The 26,153-nt window shown below is 64.6% G+C and carries 26 protein-coding genes; 19 read left to right on the top strand and 7 right to left on the bottom strand.

Translation table 11 applies throughout. The features are described from left to right. Nucleotide 1 precedes the first annotated feature (1 nt). From JD971_RS04395 to JD971_RS04385, 3 genes are all read left to right on the top strand, one after another. A complete protein-coding gene (locus tag JD971_RS04395; RefSeq protein ID WP_236672267.1) occupies nucleotides 2–391 on the top strand; it encodes a RidA family protein in 390 nt (129 codons plus the stop codon). 170 nt (nucleotides 392–561) lie between these two features. Then, nucleotides 562–1,743, top strand: coding sequence for a DUF1624 domain-containing protein (locus JD971_RS04390; RefSeq protein WP_236672266.1), 1,182 nt, complete (start codon nucleotides 562–564; stop codon nucleotides 1,741–1,743). A gap of 140 nt (nucleotides 1,744–1,883) precedes the next feature. Then, nucleotides 1,884–2,597, top strand: coding sequence for a cupin domain-containing protein (locus tag JD971_RS04385; protein ID WP_202086195.1), 714 nt, complete (start codon nucleotides 1,884–1,886; stop codon nucleotides 2,595–2,597). 94 nt (nucleotides 2,598–2,691) lie between these two features. On the opposite strand, the gene JD971_RS04380 is transcribed toward JD971_RS04385, so the two are convergent. Next, entirely contained in the window at nucleotides 2,692–4,014 is a 1,323-nt protein-coding gene (locus tag JD971_RS04380) for an FAD-binding oxidoreductase (RefSeq protein WP_202086194.1), read from the bottom strand. 568 nt (nucleotides 4,015–4,582) lie between these two features. Between JD971_RS04380 and JD971_RS04375 the strand changes: the two genes are divergently transcribed. The 5 genes from JD971_RS04375 to JD971_RS04355 all read left to right on the top strand — a co-directional run bounded on the left by JD971_RS04375 (nucleotide 4,583) and on the right by JD971_RS04355 (nucleotide 10,907). Further along, nucleotides 4,583–6,268 carry an ABC transporter ATP-binding protein gene (locus JD971_RS04375; protein ID WP_202086193.1) on the top strand — a complete coding sequence of 562 codons (1,686 nt, stop codon included), beginning with the start codon at nucleotides 4,583–4,585 and terminating at the stop codon, nucleotides 6,266–6,268. Beyond that, the gene (locus JD971_RS04370; RefSeq protein ID WP_202086191.1) at nucleotides 6,265–8,046 is read left to right on the top strand and encodes a peptide ABC transporter substrate-binding protein; all 1,782 of its coding nucleotides are present in this window, start codon (nucleotides 6,265–6,267) and stop codon (nucleotides 8,044–8,046) included. Before JD971_RS04375 ends, JD971_RS04370 begins: the two co-directional genes overlap by 4 nt. Then, the gene (locus JD971_RS04365) at nucleotides 8,047–8,997 is read left to right on the top strand and encodes an ABC transporter permease (protein WP_202086189.1); all 951 of its coding nucleotides are present in this window, start codon (nucleotides 8,047–8,049) and stop codon (nucleotides 8,995–8,997) included. A 106-nt stretch (nucleotides 8,998–9,103) separates the two neighbouring features. Then, nucleotides 9,104–9,982, top strand: a complete 879-nt coding sequence (locus JD971_RS04360; RefSeq protein ID WP_202086187.1) for an ABC transporter permease — start codon at nucleotides 9,104–9,106, stop codon at nucleotides 9,980–9,982. Nucleotides 9,983–10,040: 58 nt separating this feature from the next. Next, a complete protein-coding gene (locus tag JD971_RS04355; protein WP_202086185.1) occupies nucleotides 10,041–10,907 on the top strand; it encodes a GNAT family N-acetyltransferase in 867 nt (288 codons plus the stop codon). 18 nt (nucleotides 10,908–10,925) lie between these two features. On the opposite strand, the gene JD971_RS04350 is transcribed toward JD971_RS04355, so the two are convergent. Continuing rightward, nucleotides 10,926–11,405 carry an Lrp/AsnC family transcriptional regulator gene (locus tag JD971_RS04350; RefSeq protein WP_371809712.1) on the bottom strand — a complete coding sequence of 160 codons (480 nt, stop codon included), beginning with the start codon at nucleotides 11,403–11,405 and terminating at the stop codon, nucleotides 10,926–10,928. 232 nt (nucleotides 11,406–11,637) lie between these two features. Here JD971_RS04350 and JD971_RS04345 point away from each other — a divergent pair, with 232 nt between their 5' ends. From JD971_RS04345 to JD971_RS04325, 5 genes are all read left to right on the top strand, one after another. Beyond that, nucleotides 11,638–12,102 carry an Lrp/AsnC family transcriptional regulator gene (locus JD971_RS04345; protein WP_202086183.1) on the top strand — a complete coding sequence of 155 codons (465 nt, stop codon included), beginning with the start codon at nucleotides 11,638–11,640 and terminating at the stop codon, nucleotides 12,100–12,102. Between the two features lie 122 nt (nucleotides 12,103–12,224). Continuing rightward, nucleotides 12,225–12,887 carry a haloacid dehalogenase type II gene (locus tag JD971_RS04340; protein WP_202086182.1) on the top strand — a complete coding sequence of 221 codons (663 nt, stop codon included), beginning with the start codon at nucleotides 12,225–12,227 and terminating at the stop codon, nucleotides 12,885–12,887. Nucleotides 12,888–12,946: 59 nt separating this feature from the next. After that, a complete protein-coding gene (locus tag JD971_RS04335) occupies nucleotides 12,947–13,438 on the top strand; it encodes an Lrp/AsnC family transcriptional regulator (protein ID WP_202086181.1) in 492 nt (163 codons plus the stop codon). A 211-nt stretch (nucleotides 13,439–13,649) separates the two neighbouring features. Beyond that, nucleotides 13,650–14,696 (top strand): phosphotransferase, encoded by a 1,047-nt coding sequence (locus JD971_RS04330; protein WP_202086179.1) that lies wholly within the window; start codon nucleotides 13,650–13,652, stop codon nucleotides 14,694–14,696. Next, the gene (locus JD971_RS04325) at nucleotides 14,696–16,030 is read left to right on the top strand and encodes an aspartate aminotransferase family protein (RefSeq protein ID WP_202086177.1); all 1,335 of its coding nucleotides are present in this window, start codon (nucleotides 14,696–14,698) and stop codon (nucleotides 16,028–16,030) included. Before JD971_RS04330 ends, JD971_RS04325 begins: the two co-directional genes overlap by 1 nt. A gap of 90 nt (nucleotides 16,031–16,120) precedes the next feature. Here JD971_RS04325 and JD971_RS04320 read toward each other — a convergent pair whose 3' ends face one another. Together JD971_RS04320 and copC are read right to left on the bottom strand one after the other, a co-directional pair. Next, nucleotides 16,121–16,993, bottom strand: coding sequence for a CopD family protein (locus tag JD971_RS04320; RefSeq protein ID WP_202086176.1), 873 nt, complete (start codon nucleotides 16,991–16,993; stop codon nucleotides 16,121–16,123). Nucleotides 16,994–17,013: 20 nt separating this feature from the next. Beyond that, nucleotides 17,014–17,388, bottom strand: coding sequence for a copper homeostasis periplasmic binding protein CopC (gene copC / locus JD971_RS04315; protein WP_202086175.1), 375 nt, complete (start codon nucleotides 17,386–17,388; stop codon nucleotides 17,014–17,016). A gap of 210 nt (nucleotides 17,389–17,598) precedes the next feature. Here copC and JD971_RS04310 point away from each other — a divergent pair, with 210 nt between their 5' ends. The 6 genes from JD971_RS04310 (at nucleotide 17,599) to JD971_RS04285 (ending at nucleotide 22,997) form a co-directional block, all read left to right on the top strand. After that, the gene (locus JD971_RS04310; protein ID WP_202086174.1) at nucleotides 17,599–17,856 is read left to right on the top strand and encodes a hypothetical protein; all 258 of its coding nucleotides are present in this window, start codon (nucleotides 17,599–17,601) and stop codon (nucleotides 17,854–17,856) included. Further along, a complete protein-coding gene (locus JD971_RS04305; protein WP_202086173.1) occupies nucleotides 17,856–18,299 on the top strand; it encodes a periplasmic heavy metal sensor in 444 nt (147 codons plus the stop codon). Before JD971_RS04310 ends, JD971_RS04305 begins: the two co-directional genes overlap by 1 nt. Nucleotides 18,300–18,389: 90 nt before the next feature. Further along, complete coding sequence (locus JD971_RS04300; protein ID WP_202087338.1) at nucleotides 18,390–18,872, top strand: RNA polymerase sigma factor; 483 nt, start codon at nucleotides 18,390–18,392, stop codon at nucleotides 18,870–18,872. A gap of 771 nt (nucleotides 18,873–19,643) precedes the next feature. Continuing rightward, entirely contained in the window at nucleotides 19,644–20,297 is a 654-nt protein-coding gene (locus JD971_RS04295) for a copper resistance protein B (RefSeq protein WP_202086172.1), read from the top strand. A 136-nt stretch (nucleotides 20,298–20,433) separates the two neighbouring features. Beyond that, entirely contained in the window at nucleotides 20,434–21,753 is a 1,320-nt protein-coding gene (locus JD971_RS04290) for an FAD-binding oxidoreductase (RefSeq protein WP_202086171.1), read from the top strand. Nucleotides 21,754–21,815: 62 nt separating this feature from the next. Continuing rightward, on the top strand, nucleotides 21,816–22,997 hold the full coding sequence (locus tag JD971_RS04285) for a M20 aminoacylase family protein (RefSeq protein WP_236672265.1): 1,182 nt from the start codon (nucleotides 21,816–21,818) through the stop codon (nucleotides 22,995–22,997). A gap of 3 nt (nucleotides 22,998–23,000) precedes the next feature. On the opposite strand, the gene JD971_RS04280 is transcribed toward JD971_RS04285, so the two are convergent. The 3 genes from JD971_RS04280 to JD971_RS04270 all read right to left on the bottom strand — a co-directional run bounded on the left by JD971_RS04280 (nucleotide 23,001) and on the right by JD971_RS04270 (nucleotide 26,115). Further along, the gene (locus JD971_RS04280; RefSeq protein WP_202086169.1) at nucleotides 23,001–23,489 is read right to left on the bottom strand and encodes an Lrp/AsnC family transcriptional regulator; all 489 of its coding nucleotides are present in this window, start codon (nucleotides 23,487–23,489) and stop codon (nucleotides 23,001–23,003) included. Nucleotides 23,490–23,499: 10 nt separating this feature from the next. Continuing rightward, the gene (locus tag JD971_RS04275; protein ID WP_202086167.1) at nucleotides 23,500–24,909 is read right to left on the bottom strand and encodes an aminotransferase class III-fold pyridoxal phosphate-dependent enzyme; all 1,410 of its coding nucleotides are present in this window, start codon (nucleotides 24,907–24,909) and stop codon (nucleotides 23,500–23,502) included. A gap of 132 nt (nucleotides 24,910–25,041) precedes the next feature. After that, on the bottom strand, nucleotides 25,042–26,115 hold the full coding sequence (locus tag JD971_RS04270; RefSeq protein ID WP_202086165.1) for a tartrate dehydrogenase: 1,074 nt from the start codon (nucleotides 26,113–26,115) through the stop codon (nucleotides 25,042–25,044). Between the last annotated feature and the right edge of the window lie 38 nt (nucleotides 26,116–26,153).

The raw sequence follows: 26,153 nt of genomic DNA, 5'->3' as shown, positions 1-26,153 counted from the left end.
CATGCGCAAAATCATCGAAACCGACAAGGCCCCCGCCCCCGCCGGCGCCTATTCGCAAGGCGTTCGGGCGGGGCAGACGCTCTATATCTCCGGACAGCTTCCGATCCGGCCGGACCGGGCGCCGCTCGACGACATGGGTTTCGCCGCGCAGGCCCGGCAGGCCATCGCCAACATGCTCGGCGTGCTCGACGCGGCAGGCGGTTCGCCGGCGGATCTGGTGCGGGTCTCTGCCTATATCTGCGGGGTCGAAAACTGGCCCGCGTTCAACGATGTGTATGGCGCGATGCTGGGCGATGCGCGCCCGGCCCGCACCGTGGTGCCGGTGGCGGAGCTGCATTACGGCTATCTCGTGGAAGTCGACGCGGTCGCGATGCTCGGGCAAGGCGGCTGAACGCGGCGGTCATTCCCGTCCGCGGAACTTACTGCCATTGGCATGGTGAATTTTGGAACAATCGACCAGATTCCTTGCAAACTAACATATCCTGTTGGCCCGGCATCGGTCACCATGCATCGGATCAGCGATCACTGTAACGGATGCGAATGATGGCAACTAGCATATCAATGCCGGCAAGCGCGCCACCGGCCGCAGGGCAAACCAACGTCAAGGCGAAGGCGCGTCTGGCCAATATCGACGCGCTACGCGGTTTCGTCATGATCCTCATGTTGCTCGACCATCTTCGAGAAACCTGGTTCGTCAATTACATCGTGGCCGATCCGATCGATGCATCGACGGTTATCCCGGCGCTGGGTTTCGCGCGTTTTGCGGTAAGCTTCTGCGCGCCCATCTTCGTCGCTCTCACCGGGCTTGGCGTCTATCTCTACAGCCTGAACCACACGGTCGAGGAAACGACCTCCTATCTCCTCAAGCGCGGCGCGCTGCTGATCGTGATCGAGCTTGTCTATCTCTCGCCGCTCTACTGGGGCATCGTGCCGCAGCCGACGTTCTGGCTGCAGGTGATCTGGGCGATCGGCATTTCCATGATCGCGCTCGCCGGGCTGATGCGGCTCCCGCGGCCGGCGCTCATCGCGTTCGGCATCGGCATGCTGTGCTTCCACAACCTGCTCGACCCCGTGCGCCTGACGGCCGAGAACCCGGCATTCCCGCTGTGGGCCATCCTTTATCAGCGTGACGTGATCGACCTGCCGTTCGGTTTCGTCGCCAAGACGACCTATCCGATCCTGCCATGGCTGGGCGTCATTTCGCTGGGCTATGTCGCGGGGGCGTGGTTCCGGCCCGAATACCCGGCCGAGCAGCGCAATCGCAATCTGCTGATCCTGGGTTTCGGCATGATCGCAGCGTTCATCCTGCTCCGCACGCTCAACATCTACGGCGACAAGCCGTGGTTCATGACCGAAGGCAATTCGGTGCGCAGCGTGATCAGCTTCATCTCGATGACGAAATATCCGCCCTCGCTGCTGTTCCTCCTGCCCACGCTGGGCGGCGGGGCCCTGCTGCTGGTCCTGTTCGAGAAGATCGAGGATACCGGACTGGTGGGTGCCATCGCGATCTTTGGTGCGGCGCCGATGTTCTTCTATCTTCTGCACCTGACCGTGCTGCGCATCCTGTATCACAGCGCGCTCGGGATCTGGGGGCCGAACAACGGCGGCGCCTACATGTTCGACAATTACCACTGGGTGCTTGCCTGGTATCCGATCATGCTCGTGGTGCTGTATTTCCCGACCGTCTGGTACGCGCGGCTGAAGCGTCGCCGGCGGGACATCACCTGGCTCAAATATTTCTGACAACCGATGCGCGCGTCCCGACGGGGGCGCGCATCTTTTTTCGATCGCGCCGCACCCGTGCCCGTGCCCGTGCGTCAAAGCGGGGCGGGTGGGCGTGTGCCTCGCGCACGTATCGATTCCCTTCGAAAGGACAGCAAAGCATGACGACAATGACCACCTGCCCCAGCTTCATCGACCTCAAGGCGCTGGCGAAGGCGGCACCGCGCGACCGTGACGACCCGTTCGGCACGGGCGCGACCGAGTTCGCTCTCGACGCCGGTCCCTGCACGGTCAAGGGGATCGCGCTCTCCGCAGGCGGAGCCGATGCCGATGCGCCCGGCGGCGACCTGTTCGTGCTGGTCGCGGAGGGCGCGGTGACGCTGACCGGGCCGGACGGAGAGGTCGCGCTTGCAACAGGCGAAGGCGCGGTGATCGCCCGCGGCACGCCGTTTGCCTGGACCGCGGATGCCGACGCGACCCTCATCGGCATGTCCTATCCCGGCGGGGAAGGCGGCCCGCCGCGGATCGTGAAGATCGACAATGGCGCTGCGCTGACGGCGTCCAACCCGCCTGCGGACGATGTGCTGCTCTCCGACAGGCCGTCGTGCCGGTCCAACAATCATTTCCTGTCCGAGGACGGGCAATACAGCTGCGGCGTGTGGGACTCCACGCCCTATACGCGAAGGGCGATCTTCTTCCACCATACCGAGCTGATGCACCTGCTCGCAGGCGAGGTGACCTTCACCGATGCGGTGGGCACCAGCGCGACTTTCTCCAAAGGTGACATTTTCATCATCGAGAAGGGCGCCGAATGCACCTGGGACAGCCAGGTCGATGTGGCAAAGATCTATTCGCTGTTCCGTCCCGCGGCCTGATATGATCCGGCCCGGCTGACCCCGAGGGGCTGGCCGGGCCTACACACAGGGCGCATGCATCGCGGGCCGGGAAACATCCCCGCCCGCGCGCCGATCACAGCCCGCCGATGTCGAGCGGCGACCCGTCCACCAGGCGGGAGAGGCGGAACGGCCGCGGATCGACGCAGGTGTCGGCATCGGTCAGCAGCTCCGATGCCAGCAGACCGATCCCCGGCCCCATGCCGAAGCCATGGCCCGAACACCCCGCCGCCAGCACGAGCCCGTCCAGTCCATCCGTTTTCGAGATCACCGGGACCGCATCGGGCGAACAATCGACCAGCGCGCCCCACGATCCGACGAGTTCCATGTTCGCGAATTGCGGGAAGGCGGCGCCGACATTGGCCATGATCTTGCGCACCAGCCATTGCTGCGGCGCGGGGTCGAGCACACGGGTGCGTTCGAAGATCGTCTCGTCGTTCCTCAGCACCGAGAGCAGCGATTCCGGCCCCGTCACGAAGGACGGACCGACCGCCAGCCTGACATTCTTCAGCCGGCGCATGAACTGCGGCACGAACTCGCGGGCATAGCGTATGCCCTGCGGCGTCAGGTCGATCGTGGCCTTGCCGCTGATCGCGAGGGTGTAGCTGCCGTCGAGGCGGCGCGTCATCGCGAAATCGGGCGCATAGAGGCACGCGCCGACATCGGCGGTCGGCTTGGTGCGCACCGCCGTCTGCCGGACGCCGGCCTGCGGGAAATTGATGCCGTGGGGGCGCAGGAAACGCGAGGCCCACGCGCCCGCGGCACACAGCACGGCGTTCGCCCGGATCAGCCCTTTTTCCGTATGCACGCCGACGACCCGGCCATTCTCGACGTCGAGCGCACGGGCGGCGCAGTTCTGATGAATGGTTGCACCGTGTGCCCGCGCGCCCATGGCGATCGCGGGCCCGGCGATGGCGGGTTCGGCCTTCCCATCGTCGGGGGAGGCGACGCCGCCGATCCACTTGCGCCCCGCTTCGGGAATCAGCTTGCGCACCTCCTCGGCACTCAGCAGGCGGGTATCGACCCCATGATCGAGGCCATAGGGCTGCCAGTCCGACCAGCCCGCGAGCTGCGCCTCGTTATCGGTCGCATAGACGAGGCCGCAGCGGCGAAAGCCGACATCGTGTTCGAGATCGTTGCTGAATTCGTCCCACAGCCGCATCGCCACCGACGACAGCGGCAGTTCGCGCGCGTCGCGGTTCTGCTGCCGGCACCAGCCCCAGTTGCGGCTCGACTGTTCGCAGGCGACATGGCCCTTTTCGATGAGCGCGACCGAAATGCCCCGCCGCGCGAGGAAATAGGCCGCGGTAACACCGACGATTCCGCCCCCCACGATGACGACATCGGCGGATGCGGGCAGCGTCTCGTCGCTGTCTATGCGTTCGACAAACGGTGACATCGGATCTTGACCCCCGTGAATAATGACATGCTGACGGAACATTCCCCTGCGGCGGGCGGCAGGTGATGTCGAATATCGCGCGAATTTCATCCGATTCGCGCGAATCCCGGCTCCGATTTGGCGTTTGGTGACAGCGACCGGCCCACGGGCGCGGAACCCGCACCCGTTTCGAATGCGGCGCGCAGCCGGGTTTCTTTCGCTCGCCGGGGTGCTTGACGGGGCCGCGGGCCGAGGAAATGCCAAGTTGCAATCGGATTACAATATTTCCTGCTGCCACGCCGCGAACATTTGATCAAAATGGCGCGGCAGACGCTTCAAACTCATGCTCAGGGTCAAGGCGGCCTGACGGGACGGCGGGATTCGCCGCGAACGGGGTGAAAAAGGCAAAAGGTCGATCGACGCCGCCGGGGACACGGGCACGCAATTGCCCTTTTTCCGGAGAAACGCACCGGCACCGTCCGGTCGTTTACGCGGCGGTGATGACCGGAAACCGGATTTGTCCGGCTGCTGCGGGAATCCAACGTCAACCGCCGGCGCCCGCGCCGCTACGCTAAGGGGAATGGACCGAATGGTTGGAAGTGTGGAGCCAGAAACGCCCGGTCCGGTCGCGCTGTCCGTGCGCGATCTGCAGGTGGCCCTGCCCGCGGGCATGGACCGGCTGCACGCGGTCGACGACGTCTCCTTCGATCTTCCGCGCGGCAAGATCCTGTGCATCATCGGGGAATCGGGCTCCGGCAAGTCGGTGTCGGCCAATGCGATCATGGGCCTGCTGCCGCGGGCGCTGCGCATCATGTCGGGCCGCATTATCCTCAATGGCGAGGACATCACCGATCTCGGCCCGGACCGCCTGCGCGCTTTGCGCGGCCGGGTCGTGTCGATGATCTTTCAGGATCCGCTTTCCGCGCTCAACCCGCTGATGACGGTGGGCGAACAGATCGAGGAGGTCATGGCCGCGCATGACGTCGGATCGCCCCGATCGCGCGCGGAGAAGGCCCTGTCCCTCCTCGACGAGGTGGGGCTGCCCGATCCCGAGGTCATGTTTCACCAATATCCCTTCCGTCTGTCGGGCGGCCAGCGTCAGCGCGTGATGATCGCGATGGCGCTGGCGCTCGAACCCGCGATTTTGATCGCGGACGAGCCGACGACCGCGCTCGACGTGACGACACAGGCGCAGATTCTCGCGCTCATTCGCGAGATTCAGCAGCGCAAGGGCATGAGCGTCATGTTCATCACGCACGATTTCGGCGTCGTGGCCGAAATCGCCGACGAGGTGGTGGTGATGGAAAAAGGCCGCATCGTGGAGCGCGGCCTGGCGGACAAGGTGCTGAATGCGCCGGGCCATCCTTATACGAAGCAGCTGATCGCCGCCGTGCCGAGGCTGCGCAGCGGCGACCGCGACAGCCATGCGGCGGCGACAGGCGGAACGCAGCTCCTGCAGGTCGAAGGCTTGATGAAGACCTACCGCAGCGCGCGCGGCCTGTTTCAGCCGCCGCGCATCGTGACCGCGGTCAACGACATCTCGTTCGAACTGGCGCCGGGGCGCACGCTGGGCGTGGTCGGGGAAAGCGGTTCGGGCAAGTCGTCGCTCGGCCGGGTGCTGATCAAGCTGCTCGACAATGACGGGGGCAGGATCCTGTTCGAGGGGCGCGACATCGCAGGCCTTTCGGAGCGTGAATTCAAGCCGCTGCGCACGAAGATCCAGATGATTTTCCAGGATCCGTTCGCCTCGCTCAATCCGCGCGCGACGATCGGGTACAGCCTGACGGTCGGCCCCGTCGCGCATGGCATGGAGCAGGACGAGGCGCGCCGGCAGGCGATGGCGCTGCTCGAGCATGTCGGCCTCGATCCCGGCGCGTATGACCGTTATCCGCACGAATTTTCCGGCGGGCAGAGGCAGCGCGTGGGCATCGCGCGCGCGTTGATGTTCAAGCCCAAGCTGCTGATCGCGGACGAGGCGGTGTCGGCGCTCGACGTGTCGATCCAGGCCCAGATCCTGCAACTTCTGGAAGAGATCCAGCGCGAAACCGGGGTGGCGATGATCTTCATCACCCACGATCTTCGGGTGGCGAGCCAGATCTGCGACGAAATCGCGGTGATGCAGAAGGGGCGCGTCGTGGAATATGGGGCACCCTCGCAAATCTTCATGTCGCCCCGGTCGGACTACACGCGCGAACTGGTCGCGGCCATTCCGGGCCGGGATGCAAGCCCGCCAGCCGGGACGACGGCGGCACCGCAGACAGGAATGAACCGATGAGCGACAGCACCACGCGGCGCGGTTTCGACCGGCGCAAGATCCTCGCGGCACTGGCGGTCGGGGGCGGCGGCGTAATCGCCTGGAACCTTGTCAGCCGGCCCGACAGCGGTTCGCAGGCGGCGTCGTCGACGACGGCAATGTCCACCGCGGACGGCGTCGACAGCGTCGTGGTCGGGCTGTCGCAGGAGCCGACCGTTTTCAACCCGCTGATGGTGCATGGCGAAGTGGACGACGGCGTGTTGTTCTCGCTGTTCGATCCCTTGGTCCGGATGGATCCCGACGGGCTGGTGCAGCCGCATCTGGCGGCCGAGGTTCCCAGCCTCGAAAACGGTGGCATTTCCGAAGACGGGCTGCGCTGGCGCGTTCGCCTGCGCGACGATGTGCGCTGGCACGATGGCAGGCCGTTCACCGCTGAGGACGTGAAGTTCACGCTCGAGCTGATCACCGATCCCGATTTTCGTGCCTGGCGCACGTCCGGCCATACGCTGGTGCGGGACATCGAAGTGGTCTCGCCGACCGAGCTGACCTGGCGGATGGAGGAGCCGTTTGCGCCCTATCTGTCCTTCCTTACTGAAACGTTCATCGTGCCCCGCCACATGTTCGAGAACGAGGCCGATCCCAATAATGCCGCCTTCAATCAGGCGCCGATCGGGACCGGGCCGTTCAAATGGGGCGCACGGATGGCGGGCGACCATCTCGAACTGGTCGCCAACCCGGATTATTTCGGCGAGGGGCCCTATCTCGACCTGCTGATCTTCAAATATATCCCCGACATCACCGTGCTTTACACGCAGTTCAAGAGCGGGGGCATCGATCTGGTCGGGCAGGTCTATATCAGTCCCGACAATTACGACGAGGCGCGCAAGCTGCCCGGCATGGTGGTCGAGCCGGTGCTCGCCTCCTCGGTGGAGTCCTTCTACCTCAATCTTGCCCGGCCGCAGTTTCGCGAACTGGCCGTGCGGGAGGCGCTCTATGCGGCGCTCGACCGGGAGGCGATCATCGGTTCGCTCTATCACGGCGTGCCGCAGATCACCGAAACCTTCATGCCGCAGCAGTCGTTCTACCATAATCCCGACCTGCCGGCGCAGGAGTACAATCCGGAAAAAGCAAGAGCCATCCTCGATGCGGCGGGCTGGCGGCCGGGGGCCGACGGCATCCGGGAAAAGAACGGCGTGCGCCTGGCGTTCGAGAATTCGACGACATCGGGCGATCATCTGCGCGAAATGGTGCAGCAATATCTGCAGCAGACCTTCCGCGAGATCGGCGCCGAGATGACCATCGCCAACCTGCCGCCTGCCGTGATGTGGGGCGATTTCTGGACGCAGTCGCGCTTCGACAGCGTGATCGTGGGCAGCACCTATCTCATCGGCGCGGACCCGGACGTGACCAACCGCCTGCACAGCAAGTCGATCACCGCGCAGGGCGGCAGCGGATCGAACAACGCGCAGTACAAGAACAGCGAAGTCGATGTCTTGCTCGACAAGGCCGCGCGGACCTTCGACGTGGAAGAACGCCGGAAACTCTATTTCCGGGTGCAGGAGATCGTGCGCCACGATCTGCCGCTGCTTCCGATATTCCAGTACAAGAACGTCTTTGGCCGCAGCGCGGACATCAAGGGGTTCGAGCCGAACAGCAACACGCGCACCGAATCGTGGAATGCGGCGAGCTGGTATCTGGCCAATGGCGACAAACAGCCCGGCGGGGAGCGTGATCCGGTCCGGACCTCGTCACGTGCGGGGCCGGTTTCGCGCCTGCCATCGCAAAAGAAGGAGGGCTGAATGCTGCGTTTCCTGCTCAATCGCATCACGCAGATCATCGTCCTCCTGGTGATCGTGTCCGTGATCGGATTCTTTATCCTCAACCTCATTCCCGGCGGGCCGCTAGCGCAATATGCGCTCGACCCCGGCATGACGCAGGCCGATATCGAGCGGTTGAAGGAACAGCTCGGCCTCAACCGGCCGCTTTACGTGCAATATTTCGACTGGGCGTGGCGGCTGGTGCAAGGGGATTGGGGACAATCCTTCCGCGACGGCACCTCGGTGCTCAGCGTGATCGGCCGGCATCTGTTCGCCACGCTCCTGCTGATGGGCTCCTCCACGGTGATCGCGGTCGCGGTGGGCACCTGGGTCGGCATTCGCGGTGCCACCCACCGCTATTCCACCTTCGATCACGTGGCGACGATCGCTGCGATGGTTGCGCTGTCGATCCCGACCTTCTGGTTCGGCCTGGTCGGCATCTACATTTTCTCGCTGCAACTGGGCTGGCTGCCGGCGGGCAACATGTACACGGTCGGCGACGAATCGGTGGGCGACTACCTGCTCCATCTCATAATGCCGAGTGTCGTGCTGGCGCTGGTACATATCGCGATCTGGAGCCGTTACATGCGCACCGCGACGCTGGACGTGATCAACCAGGATTTCGTGAAAACCGCCCGCGCCAAGGGGGTGAGCGAGCGCCGCATCCTGATGAAGCATGTGGTCGGCAATGCGTTGCTGCCGATGATCACGCTCGCCGGGATGCAGTTACCCGCGCTGCTCACCGGTGCGCTGGTCACCGAGACCGTGTTCACATGGCCCGGCATGGGCCGCCTCTTCCTCGATAGCATCAGCTATGGCGATTATCCGGTGGTGATGGGGCTGCTGATGTTCTCGGCCATCCTCGTCATCTTCGGCAATCTGCTCGCCGATATCGCGGTCGCCATCGTCGATCCCAGGATACGCCTGAGTTGAGCGCGCCTGTCCGAACCGAACCGATGCGCTACCGGAAACCACCGCCGAAACGCGCGGAGCAACTCTTGTGCAAAGCCCGCCCCATGTCCCAAAGGAGGCATCCCGAATGACCGCCGTTTCAGCCAATCCGGGACGGACCAGCTGGTGGAAGAACCGCACCGTGCGCCGCTTCGCGAACCATCGCCTGGCGCTGCTGGGTTTCACCATGATTACGGTCCTGACGCTTGCATGCTTTATCGGGCCGTTCTTTCTCCCGCACGATCCGCTTTACATCGACCTCGGCGTGCGGTTCACCCCGCCGCTGACGGGCGACTATTATTTCGGGACCGATCCGCTGGGCCGGGACATTGCGGCGCGGTTGATGATGGCGGGCAGCGTTTCGCTCATCGTGGCGTTTTCGGCCATGGTGATGTCGACCTTGCTGGGGACGCTGGTGGGGCTGGTCGCGGGCTATCGCGGCGGCTGGGTCGGCGCGGTGCTGATGCGGACGGTCGACGGGTTCCTCGCCTTTCCTTCCATCTTCCTGCTGCTCGCGCTCGCCGCCGCTCTCAAACCGACGCCCACGATGGTCACGATCATCATCGCCGTGACCGGGTGGATGGAGGTTGCCCGCATCGTCGAGGCCGAGGTCCGGTCGCTCCGCGAACGTGAATTCGTGCAGGCCGGGCGCATGCTGGGGCTGGGCGGCACGCATATCATGCTGCGCGAGATTCTGCCCAACGCGATGGGGCCGATCATCGTCGCCGCGACGCTGACGGTCGCGCGCGCGATCCTGCTGGAGGCCTATATCAGCTTTCTGGGCTACGGCATTCAGCCGCCGTTGCCGAGCTGGGGCAACATGCTGGGCGGGGCGCAGCAATATCTGGCGACCGCGCCCTGGCTGGCGATCATTCCGGGCGTCGCGATCACCATCGCGGTCACCAGCTTCAACTTCGTCGGCGATGGCCTGCGCGACGCGCTCGACGTGCGCGACGACCGGAGCTGATCCCCATTCAAGGGCGCAGACCCGTGCGCCGCACTAAGACCAGAAGAACAGGCAATCCATGACCAAGACCTCTTCCGCATCGTCCTCTGCCGGAATGATCGAGATCGTGCCGATGACGTCCGAACATCTGCCGCAGGCCCTGTCCCTGTCGCAGGATGTGCAATGGCCCTACCGGATCGAGGATTGGGAGGTCGCATTCGGCCTCGGCCACGGCTTTGCGGCGGAGATGGATGGCGAACTGGTCGGTACGGCGCTGTGGTGGCCGTATGCGCCCGATTTCGCCACGGCGGGGATGATCATCGTCTCCGAAAAGGTGCAGCGGCGCGGCATTGGCGCGCGGCTGATGGAGGCGCTTCTGTCCGATGCGGGTGAGCGCCGGGTGGTCCTCAACTCGACGGTCGAGGGGCAGAAGCTCTACCTCGGCACGGGGTTCGAACCCTATTCCATCGTGCTGCAGCATCAGGCCGTGCTCAGCCGGGCGCCGGAGGTCGATCCGTCGGTACCGCTGCGCAAGGCGGAGGCGGAGGATGACGATGCGATCCTGGCGATCGACCGCGCCGGCGCCGGGATGGGCCGCGAGGCGCTGATCAAAGCGATGCGCGAGGGGGCCGAAACGCTCGTCGTCGACAGGGGCGAGGGCGCCACCGGCTATGGCGTGGTGCGCCGCTGGGGGCGCGGCGTGGTGGTCGGGCCGGTCGTTGCGCAGGACGCGGACGATGCCCGGGCGCTGATCGCGGCGCTGGCGGGGCGGCATGTCGGGACTTTCGTACGGATCGACGTCACCGAAAGCTGCGGGCTTGCCCCGTGGCTGGAAACGCTGGGCCTGCCGCGCGCGGGGCGGGTCGTAACCATGGCACTCGGAAAGCCGCCCGAACCGGATTCGTCCGCCACGCTCTTCGCGCTCGCCAATCAGTCGCTCGGCTGAACGCGCGGGGACAGGTGCCTAGCCGCTGAACAGGCTGTCAATCGGGTAGGTTTCGCGCACGATCGGCGAATCGAGGATGATGTAACTGAAATATTTCGATATTCCTGCATCGCTTTCGAGCAGGTCTTCGATGATGCGCTGATAATGGCTGACGCTGCGCGCGACCACTTTCAGGAAATAGTCGTAGCCGCCGCTGACGTGATGGCATTCCACGATTTCCGGCACCGTCCGCGCCTGCGCGAGGAAGCGCTCGAGATCGGCGTTGCGGTGATCGGAAAGCGTGACCTCGGTAAAGACCATCAGGAAATCGCCCAGCTTTTCGAGCGAAATCCGCGCGCCATAGGACTTGATATAGCCGCGCCCCTCCAGCTTCTTGAGCCTGTTGAGGCACGGGCTGGCGGAGAGCCCGATCGCATCGGCGAGGGCGACATTGGTCGCGCGCCCGTTCTCCTGAAGATAGGTCAGGATCTTGAGATCGAGGCTGTCCAACCGTTCCAAATGCATCCCTCGCGGCCAATCGTTCGGGATCGTCCCCGAGCGTCGTGCATCATAGGGCGCTTGTGCCGCGCAATTATGCCGTGACATGCGGCGCACATGCATGCATTCGCCGTGCCTGTGCCCCTCCAACGGCACATCCTGCCGCACGACCTGCCGTAGGCTGTACGGCAAGGGCGTGCGGGCGCATATCGCCATACATGCGAACCCTGGCAGCGGGAGTGTTTGAAACGCAATGAATCTCGACCGGATCGATTTGAAGATCATCCGCACGCTGCAGAACGAGGGCCGCATCAGCAATGTGCAGCTCGCGGATGTGGTGGGCCTGTCGGCGAGCCCCTGCCTTTCGCGGGTGAAGCGGCTCGAGGCGGCCGGGGTCATCGTGCGTTACGAGGCGCAGTTCGATCTTGCCCGGCTGGGCGATTTCGTCGCGGCCTATGTGCAGATCTCGATGAAGAACCACAGGCGGGAGACCGCCATGCGTTTCGAGCGCTATATCACGCGTGTCGATGAGGTGGTCGAATTCTACATGGTCAATGGCAAGTTCGATTATCTGATCAAGGTCGTGGCGGAGGGATATGATGGCCCTGCCCGCGTGATCCAGGAGCTGTGGCAGGCGGATCTGGATATCGAGAGCTATTCCGTGTTCGTGGTCTCGGCCACGCCGATCAGCCACCGGCCTTTGCCGCTGGGCGACTGATGTTCTGCAAAATCGACATCAATAGCAAGAATCTTCCTTGGATCATGGCATAGACGGGTGAAATCGCCGCATTCGCGGGATTAGCCTTGCCAAGGTTCCAATCAACAAAGGTAAAAACGGCGATGTTCAGGCCCAAATTCATCAGCTTCGATTGCTATGGCACGATGATCAACTTCATCATGGGCCCCACCGCTCGTGACAGGTTCGCGGATCGTGTCCCTGCGGACAGGATGGACGATTTCGTCGATTCCTTCCGCGGCTACCGGCTGGACGAAGTGCTCGGTGCGTGGAAGCCATTTTACGATGTCGTCGCCAATTCGGTCGAGCGGACGTGCAAGAAGCATTCGATCCCCTTCACCAAGGCGGACGTGGACGCGATCTACGACGCGATCCCCTCGTGGCAGCCGCACCCCGACGTTCCCGAGCCGCTGGGCAGGATCGCGGGCGAATATCCGCTGGTGATCCTCTCGAACTCGATGAAGGATCTCATCCCCTATAGCGCGCAGAACATCGGCGTTCCCTTCCACTCGGTGCTTACGGCCGAGGAGGCGGGCGCCTACAAGCCGCTGATGCGTCCTTTTGAATACATGTTCGATACGCTCGGCTGCGGGCCGGAGGACATGATGCATGTCTCGTCCAGCCCGCGCTACGACCTGATGACGGCGAGCGACCTCGGGTTCGGGGCGAAGATCATGGTGGATCGCGGGCACGAACCGCCGACCGATCATTTCGGCATCAAGCGGATTCGCGATTTCAGCGAACTGCCCGGATTGCTGGGCCTCTAGATTGCGGTGGAGCCGAATGTCATGACCGGGTCGCCCATGGCAGGCAACGGGGGTTTCGCATGGTGAGGCCCGTGAAGCTGGACGCCACCGATCTTCGGATCATGACCGTGCTGGAAACCCAGGGCAGGATCACCAATTCCGCGCTTGCGGAGGCGGTGGGCCTGTCCCCCAGCCCGTGCCTGACCCGTGTGGACCGGCTGGAAAAGGCCGGGATCATCACGGGCTATGCCGCGCGCATCGACAAGGACGCGATTGGCGAGCTCGTGACCGTCTTCGTCGAGGTCACGCTCCACGATCGGCGCATGGGCACCGTGTCCCGGTTCGAGCAGAAGCTGAAGTCGATGGAGGAAATTGCCGAATGCGCGATGGTTTCGGGCCATTGCGACTATATCCTCAAGATCGTGGCGCGATCGGTGACGCATTATCGCGAAACGGTGATGAAGCTGGTCGAGGAAAGCGGGCTCGTCGATCGGTACTTCAGCTATTTCGTGGTGCGCGAATTCGAACTCGAACAGCGCAGCTTTCTGAACAGTGCGCAGATCGGCGAATAACCGCGGTGCCGGCCGCCCCGTGTCTTTGCCCCATATCCCGGCGGTAAGTGAAAGCGATCTGCCACAACGGCAAGTTCGGCATATTGTTCGGTCGCCGCGCGTCCAGACGATGGGTGTAAACCTGCCGCCACGCTTCAGCCGGTAACGATCCGGGGACCGGAAGAGGCATCGGCGCCAGCGTCCCGATAATCGACAAACAGCGGGCAACGACATGCTACTGGACCCAACCCTCACGACGCAGCCGCCGACGACCGCGGCCCCGGATGCCGAGGCCCTTGCGCTCGAGCATTACGGGAAGGTGTTGACGGCGCACGAGCTTACGGGCGAGCGCGACCGCAATTTTCACATGGTTGGCGACAACGGCGAGCAGTTCCTGTTCAAGGTCGTCAACCCCGCCGAACCGGCCGATATCGTCCACCTGCAGAACGGCGCGCTGAACCATATCCGCGATTTTGCCCCCGCTCTGCCCGTGCCGCACCCGGTTGCGGCGGGCGACGGCGCCTATCACGCCTCGATCACGCTGGCCGACGGGCGGGCCACGCTGGCCCGGATGCTGACCTACCTGCCCGGCCTGCCGCTCAGCAAGGCGCCGCGCAGCCCGGCGCAGCGTCGCGCGCTGGGGCAGTGCCTCGCCGAACTCGACATCGCGCTGCAGGGATTCGAGCATCCGGCCGCCAGCCATGAACTGCTGTGGAACGTATCGACCGCGCATCGCCTCAAAGGCATGATCGACAGTATCGCCGACCCCGGCCGTCAGGCGATGGTCCGCCGCTTCATGGCGCATTACGAGGCGGAGACCCTGCCGCGTCTGGGCGGGCTTCGCGCGCAGGTCATCCACAATGACTTCAACCTCGGCAACGTCCTGGTCGAACCCGACGATACCGACAGCGTCGCCGCGATCATCGATTTTGGCGATGTCGTCCACGGCCCGCTGGTCGGCGATATCGCCACCGCCGCGGCCTATCAGCTGACCGATGCGTACGATCCGCTCCTCAACGCCGCCGAGATGATCGGCGGTTACGATGCGACGCTGCCCTTGCTCGGCGAAGAGCGGGACGTACTGGCCGACCTGGTGATCGCACGCCTTTTCGTGACGGTGCTGATCACCGGCTGGCGGGCCGAACGCTATCCCGAAAATCGCACCTATATCCTGCGCAACAACGGGCCGGCATGGGCCGGGCTGGACCTTTTCGACGGCATGTCGCGCGACGATGCGCGGGGCCGGCTGCTGCAATTCTGTTCGACTGGAGAGTTCTGATGAACGTGATCGACGTATCTTCCCACAACGCTTTCGTTCCGGGCGAGGTCGAGCTTGAAGACGACAAGCTGCGTCTGATCGAGGAGCGCAACCGCCTGCTCGGCCCGGCCTATCGCCTGATGTATCAAAAACCGCTGCATTTCGTGCGGGGCGAGGGTGTGTGGCTCTACGATCCCGACGGGCGCGCCTATCTCGACACCTACAACAATGTCGTCTCGCTCGGCCATTGCCAGCCCGACGTGGTGGAGGCGATCCAGCAGCAGGTGGCGACGCTGTGCACCAACACCCGCTACATCCACGAGACGATCCTGGAACTGGCCGAAAGCATGCTGGCGACGGTTCCGGGCAGCGACCTTTCGCACATGATGCTGACCGGTTCGGGCAGCGAGGCGAACGATCTTGCCTATCGCATCGCGCAGGTCCGCACCGGCGGCACCGGCGTCATCATCACCGAAATGGCCTATCACGGCATCACCGACGCGGTGTCGAAGTTCTCGGCCACGCTGGGCCAGGGCGTGCCGCTGGGTGCGCATGTCCGCTGCGTGCGGGCCCCGGCTGGCTATCGCTATGGCCCCAACACCGCCGAACGGTTCCAGGCCGATGTCGAGGCGGCGATCGCCGATCTGCAGCGCCACGGGATCAAGCCCTGCATGCTGATCGTCGACACGCTGTTCACGAGCGACGGGATCCTGCCCGAAGAGGCCGGTTTCCTGAAGGGTGCGGCAGAGGCGATCCGCAAGGCCGGCGGCCTATTCGTGGCCGACGAGGTGCAGCCCGGTTTCGGCCGCACCGGCGACACGATGTGGGGTTTTCAGCGCCACGGCGTCGATCCCGACATCGTCACCGTGGGCAAGCCCATGGGCAACGGCCAGCCCATCGCCGGGCTGCTGACGCGTCACGACGTTGTCGAACAATTCGGCAAAAGCTCACGCTATTTCAACACCTTCGCCGGTAACGCGGTGTCGTGTGCGGCGGCGGCGGCGGTGCTGAAAGTCATTAAGCGCGATGCCATCATGGACAATGCGCGCGACACCGGGGCCTACCTGCTGAGCAAGGTGGAAGCCCTGCGCGACAAGCACGAGAACCTGGGCAACGTGCGCGGCGCGGGCCTGTTCGTCGGTGCCGACATCGTCACCGACCGGGAGACGGGCGGCTACGATCCGAAGCGCGCGACGCAGGTGGTGAACGCGATGCGCGAAAACGGCGTGCTGATCAGCATCGCGGGCATGTACCACAATATCCTGAAGATCCGCCCGCCGCTCGTCTTCACGCGGGAGAACGTGGACCTGTTCGTCGACGTGCTGGATCAGGCGCTGGAAAGTTCGAACGGCTAGCGTCGGCCCGCCGCTCTAGAGCAAACCGCCGCTGTGCATGAAGGACGGGGCCGGATCGCGATGATCCGGCCCCGTTTTCTTGGCCGACGCTCAGGAAACGATGCCGGGATCGCTCAGCCCGATGATCGCAACGAGGATGAAGATCGCAAAGGCGCACGCCGTCTCGAAACTCAGCGACACCGCCAGCCTGCGCTCCGCACCCGCTTCGCCCGATCGGTAGGCGGGCGTCAGCTTCCAGCGGTTGAGACTGGCGAGACCGAGCATTGCACCAAAAAGCACCAGCTTCGCGATCAGCAAAAGCGACCACCGGCTGTCGAGGGCGAAACCGTGCCGCGCGATCAGCCAGCCATTGATCGCGCCGGTGATGGCCAGGGCCGCAACGACGATCGTGCCGGTCGTCGCAAATGCCTCGAGCCGCGCGACGGCCTTCGTGCGCGGCGCCGATCCGATGCCGGGCCGCGCCACCGAGCCTAGAAACACGAGAAGCGCCCCGACCCAGACCGACGCGGCGACCAGATGGACGGCGTCAAACGCGCGCTGAATGTCGCCGGCCGTGCCTTCGGCGGCGCCGGCATGCCCGGTCCACGCCCCCGCGATCGAGATGACGCTGGCCATCAGCCCCAGCCACAATGTCCGCGGATAGAGCGCGGCGAGCAGCAACACGCCCAAACAGGCCGCGAGCCGCGCCTTGAGCACCGGGCCGATGGGCGTCGCATCGGCGACGACGGAAAAGGTCGCATAATCGAGATCGCCAAGCGGCGTTGCGGCCATGGCCGCGATGCTGGACGCGGCCCACCACGCCGCGGCGGCGGCGGCGGCAACGGCGCCAAGGCCAAGGCCCAGACGCGCCGTACCGCCGACCCGTGTCCGGCCCGAAATGCGCAGGTAAAGGGGCACGCCGGCAAGGCAAAGCCCGATGATATAGAGCGCGGAGCGCGCCAGGATCACGTTCGTATCGTCCATGTGGCGCGCTCCCCTGCGGCTTACTTGACGGTGAAGCTATGCTTGCCTTCGATGCGGTGCTGATCCGCCGCCACGACGTGCCAGCTCAACAGATAGGTGCCCGCGGGCAAAGCGCGCGGAAGCGAAACCATCATGGTCTTGCCCGAGATCTTCGTTTCGAAGCCCTTCACCGGCATCGGCTTGTGATTGGCCATGCGCGGCATTCCGGTCATGGTCAGTTCGACCCCCGACAGCGGCGCGACGAGATCTTCGGAGAATGTCAGGCTCAGCGTCGTGGGCTTGGACACCGTCGCCTCGGCAGCCGGGGTGGCCGAAACCAGACGGGGATGGGCCATGGCGGTCATCGGCGCGGCAAGAGCGGCGACAAGCGCGAGGGGGGCGATGAGGAATTTCATGGGACGTCCTTCTTGAAAAACACGGGTTGCAGGCCGTGCCGACAGCGGCTTTCGTGGCCGGGCACATGATATGATACGCGGGCGGGCGGCCGATCCCTCGAAAAAAATGCGGCGAAAAACATGCGGCGCAATAATTTTTCGGCATCGGGGGTGAGGGAATCTTGCGCGCTTCGCGTATGGACAGTGAGCGAAAATTGAAGGGCACGAGATATGGACCGGATCGACATCATGCTGGAATCGCTGCGGGATGACGATGTCCCCGCCGGGCTGGCCGGCATCGACGCCGCGGTCATGGACGGGCTGTCCGCACGGCGGGAACGCGACTTCACGCGCCGCGGGATGATGCTGGCCGCGTGCATCGCGGCGTCGGCGGGGCTGGCGCTGGGGCTCGACAGGGGGGCGCCGGTTTCCGACGAGCCGCTTCTCGGCGTGCCGATGACGGCGCCGTCGCACCTTCTGTACGGCTGATGCGCGCGGCGATGCGCTATGCGCTGGTGGCCGTGGTCGCGGTGGTCGCCGCACTGGCCGCGCTGTGGATCGCGCAGGGTTTGCCGACGCGCGACGGCGGCGGGGGCGGGCGGCTCCACGCGATCATGCACGAGGAACTGCGCCTCGATCCCGAACAGGACCGCGCGATCGACCGTCTGGAGACGAAATTCGCGGCGGAGCGCGAAGCGCTGGAGGCCGAGCTTTCCGCCGCCAATCGCGAGCTTGCACAGGCGATGGTGCGCGAACATCAGTATGGTCCCGCGGTAGAGCGGGCGGTGGATCGTTCGCACATGGCGATGGGCGACCTGCAAAAGGCGACGCTGAGCCATGTCTTCGCCATGCGGGCAGTCCTCCGGCCCGAGCAGGCGACGGTCTTCGACAAGGCGGTCGCCGAGGTGCTGATCGAACCGGCACAAGACTAGCCGGTCGTGCCCGCGACGCCCCCATTCGCAGACGACACAGAGGCCGTGGCGGCGGCGCTGCGCGGACGGCAGGCAGGCTTCGGCTGGTTGATGCAGGAGCACCGCGACGCGGTATTCCGCTATGTCCGGGGTCATGTGCGTGACGAGGGCGAGGCGCTCGACATCACGCAGGAATGCTTCGTGTCGGCCTTTGCCGCGCTGCACCGCTTCGACCCGGCGCGCAATTTCCGCACATGGCTGCTCGCCATCGCGGTCAACAAGTGCCGTGACTGGGCGCGCAAGCGGGCGGTGCGCCGCTTCTTCACCTTTGCCGCGCCGCTGGACGATGCATTGCCGCTCGCCGACGATGCGCCCGATCCGGAGGCCGCCACCTCCTCGGCACAGCAGGTCGAGAGGATCCGCACGGCCTTGGCGGCCCTCCCTGCAAAGCTGCGCGAGCCGCTGCTTCTCTGCACGCTGGAGGGGATGAGCCAGGCCGATGCGGCCGACGTGCTGGGCATCAATCGCAAGGCGGTCGAAACCTGGATCTATCGTGCCCGCGCGAAGCTTTCCGAACAGCTGCACGAGGGATGACGGCGCAGCGGGTGCGGGGTGTTATCGCCCCGATGTGCCGTGCTGCTTGCTTCCCGTTTTGATCGGCGGGTGCGGCAAGTTCCCTTCCGCACTAGCGCGGTCGCCCCGTCCGGTCGGGGTGCAAAGGCGCGCCCATCGCGTGACCGCGGCGGCGACATGTGGGCTGCCCTTCGCGCTGGCGGTGTCTGCGGCGCGGCGGCCTGCGTCACTCATCCTCCCGAGCGAAGGGCGGGGTATCCGGCCCGCCGCGCTCAATACGCTGAAGAGGCTGTCCGCGATGCTCAGAGACGGGCGGCAAGGGTCCTTGCCGTGGAGACGGCGGGTCCGGGCACATCTGTAGCAACCCATTGCTACGCGTCGGCACATTCATGCGAATGCCAGTCGAAGCCGTCCGGCACGGTCCCGCCAATGACGCGCGATTTTTGCAGCGATCGCGTGCGCGTCCCTTGCGCTGTGCGTGACGGGCGCCGCCGCGCCGCCGCCGCACATGACATGGGCCTGACGCATGAAGCGCGTTCCCGCATTCGAAGCGAGAGGCGGGGTGCGCCTCATACATCATGTCCGAACCGTGCATGCGCATGGGGGCAAGATGACCGGACGGCGGCTTTGGTCGGAGGCAGATTCCAGGTCTTGAAAAAATGCGCCACGGATCGGCGGTTTGACGGCACAATCCGGGTCGGTGCACCATTAAGAACAGGATTATCTGCCTGAAAAACCCGCCATCTTTGGGCGATGAACAGGATCCTGATCGCTGCGCTTTGCGTCAGTTGCATGTTGGCAGTTCCGGCGATGGGCCAGACCGTGACGACGGAACTCGACCTGTTCGAGGTACAGGAGGGAAAGGGTGACGATCCCTTCCTGTTCGATTCCGCGATCACCGTCGCGGGGGATGAATTTGCCGGGGTGCTGATGACCGAAGGCGGGCACGATTCGATCCATTTCAACGTGCATGCCGTGACGAGCCAGGCGCTCTTCGCCTATATGCCCAATGGCAGCACGACGCTGATGGCGGGGGCCCGGCATGATTTTCGGCCCGGCCGCGACCTTTCCTATGCGAGTTTTGCCGTCACCCACACCTTCAATGCGATTCTGGCGGGCGAGCATTTCCTCTTCATCTCGCAGGACGGCGATGTGACCGGGGCGGGTGAGGTGCTGGCATCGGTGTCGGTCAATGCCGCGCTCACACTGGAGCCGCGCGTGGGGCTCGGCTGGGCGGCGCAGGACATCGCGCGCGAGGATACGGCGGGCGGGTTCAGCGACGTGCAGGTTGCCGTGCGTTTGCGGCAGTCGGTCGGGCCGGTCTTCAACGTGTATGTCGGCGGCGTCCATGAACGCCTGCTCGGCAGGTCGCGCGACATTGCGCAGACTGCGGGCGATCGGCCCGATGCGACCCGCTTTCTCGTCGGGGGAGGGTTCTTCTTTTGATCCGTGTCGCGGGCCAGCTTGGCAAACATGCCGATTTCGCATTCGAAACGGTGGAATATGTCGCGACGAACCTGCCAACCCATCAGGCATCGCCCCATCGACAGACCCCCCGGACCAGCGAGGATCAGAATATCCGATGAACCCTGCGATCAAGCGCATCGACAGCGATGAAACCCTTCCCGAGGCTGTGGACGTCGTCGTCGTCGGGGGCGGCATCATCGGCACCTGCGCCGCCTATTACCTGGCGCAGCGCGGCCATTCGGTTGCCCTGGTCGAAAAAGGCTATCTGGGCTGCGAACAGTCGAGCCGCACATGGGGCTGGTGCCGACAGCAGAACCGCGACCGGCGCGAAATGCCGCTGGCGATTCTTTCGCTCCGCCTCTGGGATGCGTTCAATGGCGAGATCGGGTCGGATGTCGGCTTTCGCCGCACGGGCCTCGTCTATGCCACCGATGACGAGAAACAGCTCGCCGGCTGGGCCGCGTGGCGCCCGGTCGCCGAAGAATTCAACGTCGATACCCACATGCTCACCGGTGCCGAGGCCGCCGCGCTGATCCCGGAAAACAAGCGCAAATGGATAGGCGGGGTGCACTCCGTCGCCGATGGCAGGGGCTCGCCCGAACTGTCCGTGCCGGTGATCGGCGAAGGCGCGCGCAAGTTTGGCGCAACCATTCACCAGGATTGCGCGGCCCGTTCGCTGGAGCTGGAAAACGGACGCGTCGCCGCGGTCGTCACGGAGAAGGGCCGGATCCGGACGCAGGCCGTCGTGTGCGCCGGCGGAGCGTGGGCCTCGCGCTTCGTCCGGCCGGTGGGCGTGCGTTTTCCGCAGGCGTGCGTGCGGCAGACCGCGCTGCGCACGAAGCCGATGGCGAACCTTGGCGAGGTGCTTTACTGCCCGGATTTCGCCATGACCCGCCGCCTCGATGGGAGCTACACCATCGCGATCAGCGGGAAGGCCACGCTCGAGGTGACACCCAGGGGCATACGCTATGCCCGCGAGTTCATGCCGCAATTCATCGAACGGTTGAAAGCGGTGAACCTGTCGGTGAGCGGATCGTTCTTCAAGGGGCCGGATTCGCTGCAGGCGATGGTGAGCAACGATCCGACGATCTTCGAAAAATGCCGCGTCCTCGACCCGGCGCCGAAGCAAAAGCTGATCGACGAGATGATCCGCAACGTGCAGCAGACTTATCCCGACATCGGCGGGGTGGACGTCGATCACGCCTGGGGCGCCTATATCGATTCCACGCCCGATGCCGTGCCGGTGATCTCGAAAACCGATATTGGCGGGCTCGTGGTGGCGGCGGGCAGTTCGGGCCATGGCTTCGGCCTCGGTCCGGGGATCGCGACGCTGGCGGTCGACCTTGCGACCGATGCCGACCCTTGCGTCGATCCTGTCGCGTTCAGGGTCAATCGCTTTGCGGATGGATCGAAGATCGAGGTGGGCTCGCTCTGAGCGGTTGTCCGCCGCGTTGAAGGGCCGCTATGGTCAGGGCCCGTTGTCTTTAAGGAAATGCCATGCAGGATCTCGACGAAATCGATGCGATCGCCCGGATCGTTCCCGAGCTTACCGCGATCCGCCGGGATCTGCACCGGCATCCCGAACTCGCCTATGAAGAGCATCGCACCGCGGCGATCGTCGCGGATGCGTTGCGCGAATACGGCATCGACGTCACCGAACATGTCGGCGGCACGGGCGTGGTGGGCACGCTGCGCCGCGGCACGTCGGGCCGCACCATCGGGCTGCGCGCGGACATGGACGCGCTGGGCTTTGACGAAGAGACGGGCCTGGACCATGCCAGCATCCATCCCGGCAAGTTCCACGGCTGCGGCCACGATGGCCATACCGCGATGCTGCTGGGTGCTGCGCGGCATATCGCCGATGCCGTCGATTTCGATGGAACCGTCCATTTCATCTTTCAGCCCGCGGAGGAAGGCATGGCCGGCGCCCGGCGCATGATCGAGGACGGCCTGTTCCAACGGTTCCCCTGTGATGCGGTCTATGCCTTGCACAACTGGCCCGACCTCCCCGCTGGACAGTTTCAGACGCGGGCCGGCCCCATCATGGCGGCGGCGGACAAGTTCGCGATTGGCGTCAGGGGCAAGGGCGGGCACGCCGCTCTCCCGCATCAGACGCCGGATGCGCTCGTGGCGGCGGCCGATCTCGTGCTGCAACTCAATACCATCGTGTCGCGCCGCGTTCCCGCCTTTGACGCAGCGGTCGTTTCGGTGACCATGGTGCAGGGCGGGACTTCGCACAATATCCTGCCGGCAGAGGTGCGGCTCATGGGGACCGCCCGGACCTTTTCGCCCGAGATCCGCGACAGGATCGAGCAGGCGGTCGCCGACATGGCGGCGGGCATTGCGAAGAGCCACGGCGTGACCGTCGATCTCGATTACGACCGGTACTATCCCGCGACGGTGAATGACGAGGCTTGCGCGGAAAAGGCGCTAAATGCCGCAGCACAGATCCCCGGCATCACGGCATCGGCCGCGCCCGAACCGGCTTTTACCTCGGAAGATTTCTCTTTCATGCTGCAGGCCGTGCCGGGCGCCTATTGCTGGCTCGGCCAGGGTACGGGCGAGGGTTCGCCCGCGCTGCACAACCCGCACTATGATTTCAACGATGCGGTCACGGGGACGGGGGTGGCCTGGTTCACCAATCTCGTGCGGCAAAACCTCGCGCCGGGGGCGGGCTGAACGCTATTCGCCGAACAGGCTTTCGATCGGGAACTGGTGCTTGATGAACGGGCTCTTGATCACGACATAGCTGAAATATTTGCCGATGCCGTAATCGTTTTCGAGCATGCCCTCGATGATCGAGTGGTAATGCGAAACGCCCCGCGTCACGAATTTGAGCAGATAGTCGTAGCCGCCCGAGACGAGATGGCATTCCACGATCTCGTCGAGCTTGACGATGCGGTTCTCGAACCGGTTGAAGTCGCCGCGGCGATGTTCGCTCAGCGTGACCTCGGTAAAGACGGTCAGGAATTCGCCGAATTTCTTGAGGTCGATCTGCGCGCCATAGCCGGAGATGTAGCCCGCCTTTTCCAGCCGCTTCACCCGCGTCAGGCACGGGCTGGGCGAAAGACCGACCGCATCGGAGAGTTCGACATTCGTGATGCGGCCCGATTCCTGAAGCCGTGCGAGGATCTTCAGGTCGATCCGGTCGAGTTTCAGGCCGAACGACATCGCATTCTCCTCATTTCATGGCCGCACGAATATCCGGCATTTCAAGAAGCTGGTCCAGCGATCGTTCGACGCGGTCGAAAATGCTGTCCATCTCATCCTCTGAACAACATAGCGCGGGCGCAAAACCGATCACGCCCTGCGGGAAACAGCGCACGACGACCCCGTTCTCCCATGTCAGGCGCCCAAGCGTGGGTGCAATCCCCGCCGCCGGATCGAAGGCAGACCGCGTCTTCTTGTCGGTGACAAGCTCGATCGCGCCCAGCATGCCGCGCCCTCTCGTATCGCCGACCAGAGGGTGATCGGCGATGCGGGACAGATGCTGCATGAACCGTTCGCCCATGCGCTGTCCATTGGCGAGCAGGCCGTCTTCATACAGCCGGATGACTTCGAGTGCTGCGGCCGCGCTGACCGGGTGGCCGGAATAGGTGAGGCCGTGGCCGACCATCACGTCGCTTGCCGTGCTGTCGGCGATCGCCTGATAGACATGGTCCGCCATCATCATCGCGCCCATCGGCACGTAGCCGGAGGTCAGCCCCTTCGCGAGCGTCATGAAATCCGGCGACACGCCCTCTGCTTCGCACGCGAACATCGGGCCGGTGCGGCCGAACCCGGTGATCACCTCGTCCACCAGCATCAATATGCCGAGCCGCGTACAGGTTTCGCGGATCGCTTTCAGCCAGCCCACCGGCGGCACGATGACCCCGCCCGACCCCTGGATCGGTTCGCAGAAAAAGGCCGCGACATTGTCGGCACCAAGCTCGGCGACCTTGGCCTCGAGCGCCTTGACCGTGCTGTCGATGACCGCGGCATCGTCGTCGCCGTTAGGGTGGCGGTAGGGGTAGGGGGAGGCGATGTGATGCTGCCAGGGCCGGGGCAGGTCGAAACCGCGGTGAAACGCCGGCAGGCCGGTCATGCCCGCGCCGGTCGAGCTGGACCCGTGGTACCCCCATTCCAGCGCGATGCAATGCTTCTTGTCCGGCTTGCCGATGGCGTTGAAATAATGCGTGATATAGCGCAGCGCGCTGTCGACCGCGTCGGACCCGCCGAGCGTGAAGAACACGTGGTCGAGCCCATCGGGCGCAAGCTCGGCCAGCTTTCCGGCGAGCCTGATCGGCGCCTCCGCGCCGAACGAGAAATAGCCGGTGGCGTAGGGCAGCTCGCGCATCTGCCGCGAGGCCGCCTCGACGATGCTATCCTGGCCATAGCCCGCGTTGACGCACCACAGCCCCGCGAACGCGTCGAGGATTTCGCGGCCGTCTGCATCCTTCAGCCACATGCCGTGACCGCCGGTCAACATGCGGACGCCGTTCTGTTCGTGGCCGCGCAGGGCGGTGACGGGGTGGATCAGGTGATCACGGTCGATCTCGACGAGCGAGCGGTTGGAGCGATGACCGGCGGAGAGCATGGATGCACTGTTCATGAAGCCATCTTAGGCAGACGTCCGCGGCCCGGAATATCGAAATTCGCCCCGTGATTTCAGGACCTGCGCCGGTTCAGCCATCTCCGCGGCATAATCTGCCGCACCGGTGAAGTCCATGCGGAAAGGTCCCGTCTAGATACCCGCCGCGATGGCCTTGCCGCAGGTCACGGTATCGGCCTTCCCCTTCAAATCGGCGGTGCGCCCGGTTTCGGTCGACAGCACATCCTCGATCGAGGCCATGATCGATGCCGCCGCCGCATGTTCGCCCAGATGTTCCAGCATCATGACCGCCGACCAGATCTGGCCGACCGGATTGGCGATGCCCTTTCCTGCGATGTCGGGCGCGGATCCGTGGACCGGTTCGAACAGCGAGGGGTGGATGCCGTCGGGATTGATGTTCGCGGAAGGCGCCACGCCAATGGTCCCGGCGCAGGCCGGGCCGAGATCGGACAGGATGTCGCCGAACAGGTTCGATGCGACGACCACGTCGAAACGTTGCGGGTTCATCACGAATTGCGCGGTGAGAATGTCGATGTGATACTTGTCATGGGTGACGTCCGGATATTCGGCGCCGATCGCCTCCACCCGGCTGTCCCAGTAGGGCATGGTGATCGCGATGCCGTTCGATTTCGTGGCGCTGGTGACGTGGCGGCGTTCGCGTTTCAACGCGAGGTCGAAGGCGTAGCGCAGCACGCGGTCGACCCCGTGGCGCGTCATCACCGTTTCCTGAATCACGATCTCGCGATCGGTGCCGGGGAACATGGTGCCGCCGACCGAGCTGTACTCGCCCTCGGTATTTTCACGCACGACCCAGAAATCGATGTCGCCCGGTTCGCGTCCCGCCAGCGGGCAGGGCACGCCCGGCATCAACCGGACCGGGCGAAGATTGACGTACTGGTCATATTCGCGGCGGAACTGAAGGATCGATTGCCACAGCGAGATATGGTCGGGCACGGTTTCGGGCCAGCCGACCGCGCCGAAGAAAATGGCGTCGACGCCGCCGATCCGGTCCTTCCAGTCGTCCGGCATCATCTGTCCATGCCTGGCATAATAGTCCGCGCTGGAGAAATCATGCCATTCGAGGTCGAGTGAGAAGCCGTGGCGCGCCGAGGCCGCCTCGAGCGCGCGAATGCCCTCGGGCATGACTTCCTTGCCGATGCCGTCGCCGGGGATGACGGCGATGCGATAGCTGCGGTTCGTGGTCATGCTGGTCCGGTTCTCTTGTTCTGAAAAATGAAGGGTCG

Source organism: Croceicoccus sp. YJ47, from assembly GCF_016745095.1.
Taxonomy (GTDB): domain Bacteria; phylum Pseudomonadota; class Alphaproteobacteria; order Sphingomonadales; family Sphingomonadaceae; genus Croceicoccus.
This window is presented reverse-complemented; position numbering and strand designations above follow the sequence as displayed.